The sequence below is a fragment of the Agrobacterium larrymoorei genome (genome assembly GCF_013322225.1).
GTDB lineage: Bacteria > Pseudomonadota > Alphaproteobacteria > Rhizobiales > Rhizobiaceae > Agrobacterium > Agrobacterium larrymoorei_A.
Window position 1 is genome coordinate 1 of sequence record NZ_JAAMFB010000034.1, and the last position, 2,499, is coordinate 2,499.

Consider the following 2,499-nt stretch of genomic DNA (forward strand, 5'->3'; position numbering starts at 1 on the left):
TGTTGGTTTCCATGCGGAACTGAGCCGGTTTTTCCACCGAGAAGTGAGCCACCTCTGACTATGGTTTTATGATTGGGTTTTGGTCAAGGGATTGGCTTTTTCTCCTCTCTTGTTCGCTGCGGCTGCCGAACTGGCCTTGAAGCGGAAGCTGTCATTACCTGTTTCCAGGATATGGCAGCGATGGGTCAAACGATCGAGCAATGCCGTCGTCATCTTGGCGTCGCCGAAGACGGTTGCCCATTCGCTAAAGCTGAGGTTGGTGGTTATCACCACGCTGGTCCGCTCATAGAGCTTGCTTAACAGGTGGAAGAGCAGCGCTCCGCCTGAAGCGCTGAATGGAAGGTATCCGAGCTCATCAAGGATCAGCAGATCAAGGCGGACCAAGGTCTCAGCGATCTGGCCTGCCTTGCCTTTGGCCTTCTCCTGCTCAAGTGCATTGACCAATTCGATGGTTGAGAAGAAGCGGACCTTTCGACGGTGATGTTCGATAGCCTGGATGCCAAGGGCCGTCGCCACGTGGGTTTTGCCTGTGCCCGGTCCGCCGACGAGCACGATATTCTGCGCTCCGTCAATGAACTCGCATCTGTGCAACTGGCGCACCGTCGCTTCGTTGATCTCGCTGGCGGCAAAGTCGTATCCAGAGATGTCCTTGTAAGCAGGGAAGCGTGCAGCCTTCATATGATAGGCGATGGAGCGGACCTCGCGCTCGGCCATCTCGGCTTTCAGCAACTGGGACAGGATCGGCACGGCTGCATCAAAAGCTGGAGCACCTTGCTCGATCAGGTCTGTGACGGCTTGCGCCATGCCATACATCTTCAGGCTACGGAGCATGATGACGACGGCCGCGCTGGCAGGATCATGACGCATGGCGACCTCCCACGATCCGGACGCGCAAGCCATCGTAGCGTTCTACATTGGCCTTGGGTTCATGCAGCAAGGTCAGTGCCTGTGGCGTATCGACGTCGCGACCGTCGTTCGTCTTGCCGTCGATCAGACGATGCAGAAGATTCAGCACATGCATTTTGGTTGCCACGCCTTGATCCAAAGCCAGTTCTACAGCCCTGACGACAACCTGTTCGTCGTGATGAAGGACGAGGGCAAGGATATCGGCCATCTCACGATCACCACCGGGGCGGCGAAGCATCTGGTCCTGTAGTTGTCGAAAGGCAAACGGCAATTCCAGGAAGGGAGCACCATTGCGCAGGGCACCGGGCTTGCGCTGGATGACCGTCAAGTAATGTCGCCAATCATAGATTGTCCGAGGTAGCCTGTGGCTACGCTCGATGACCCGCGCGTGTTCACATAGAATGTTTCCCTCGGCTGCGACGACCAGGCGCTCGGGATATATCCGCAGGCTGACGGGCCGGTTTGCAAATGATGCAGGCACGCTGTAGCGGTTCCGCTCGAAGGTAATCAGGCATGTTGGTGAGACGCGCTTGCTCTGCTCGACGAAGCCGTCAAATGCAGTCGGCAATGCCATCAATGCTGCTCGCTCATCGGCCCAAACATCTGCGATAGAACCGGGCAAGGTGCCATGCGCCGTGTCCCGCCACAGCTCCTGGCAATGTTGCTCCAGCCAGTCATTCAAAGCCATCAGATTTGGAAAGTCTGGCATCTGTTGCCACAAGCGTGGTCGGGCATCCTGGACGTTCTTCTCGACCTGACCCTTTTCCCAACCGGCCGCTGGATTGCAGAACTCAGGTGCAAAGACGTAATGGTTCGTCATCGCGAGGAAGCGCATGTTGACCTGTCGCTCCTTGCCGCGACCCACACGATCGACCGCTGTCTTCATGTTATCGTAAATGCCACGACCAGGCACGCCGCCGAAGACACGGAAGCCGTGCCAGTGCGCGTCAAAGAGCATCTCGTGTGTTTGCAGCAAGTAGGCCCTGACCAGAAAAGCCCGACTGTGAGACAGTTTGATATGTGCGACCTGGAGCTTCGTGCGCTCGCCGCCGATCACGGCGTAGTCCTCACTCCAATCAAACTGGAATGCCTCACCAGGTCGGAAAGACAGCGGAACGAATACGCCACGGCCCGTCGTCTGCTGCTCACGTAGCCGATCAACTCGCCAATCGCGGGCAAAGGCGGCCACCCTATTGTACGAGCCCGTAAAACCGAGAACCACCAGGTCGGCGTGAAGCTGCTTCAAGGTCCGGCGCTGCTTGCGCGGCTTTCCGGTCTCGGTCTTCAGCCAGGCCGCCAGTTTGTCGGAAAAGGGATCAAGCTTGCTTGGTCGTTCCGGTACCGTGAACGTCGGCTCGATTGTACCTGCGTTCAAATACTTTGTGATCGTGTTGCGCGACAGCCCGGTGCGTCGACTGATCTCACGGATCGACTGCTTCTCTCGCAGCGCCATCCGACGGATGATGTTTAAAAGTCCCATGTGGATCACTCCGTTGCCCCCGTCGCTCACCGCGTTGGGGGGAAGGTTCACATGGCTCAGTTCTCAATGGAAATTATCTGCCTAACCGGCTCAGTTCCGCATGGAAACCAACA

General features: G+C 57.2%; 2 protein-coding genes. Both read right to left on the reverse strand.

The window, feature by feature from the left end; translation table 11 throughout:
* Nucleotides 1–66: 66 nt before the first annotated feature.
* Nucleotides 67–867, reverse strand: coding sequence for an IS21-like element helper ATPase IstB (istB, locus tag G6L28_RS20260; protein WP_025590956.1), 801 nt, complete (start codon nucleotides 865–867; stop codon nucleotides 67–69).
* A complete protein-coding gene (gene istA, locus G6L28_RS20265; RefSeq protein ID WP_174065958.1) occupies nucleotides 857–2,386 on the reverse strand; it encodes an IS21 family transposase in 1,530 nt (509 codons plus the stop codon). Before istA ends, istB begins: the two co-directional genes overlap by 11 nt.
* Nucleotides 2,387–2,499: the final 113 nt, after the last annotated feature.

Bases quoted from the DNA above. Each gene is read 5' to 3' on its own strand.
- istB (WP_025590956.1), bottom strand. From the start codon at position 867: ATGCGTCATGATCCTGCCAGCGCGGCCGTCGTCATCATGCTCCGTAGC.
- istA (WP_174065958.1), bottom strand. From the start codon at position 2,386: ATGGGACTTTTAAACATCATCCGTCGGATGGCGCTGCGAGAGAAGCAG.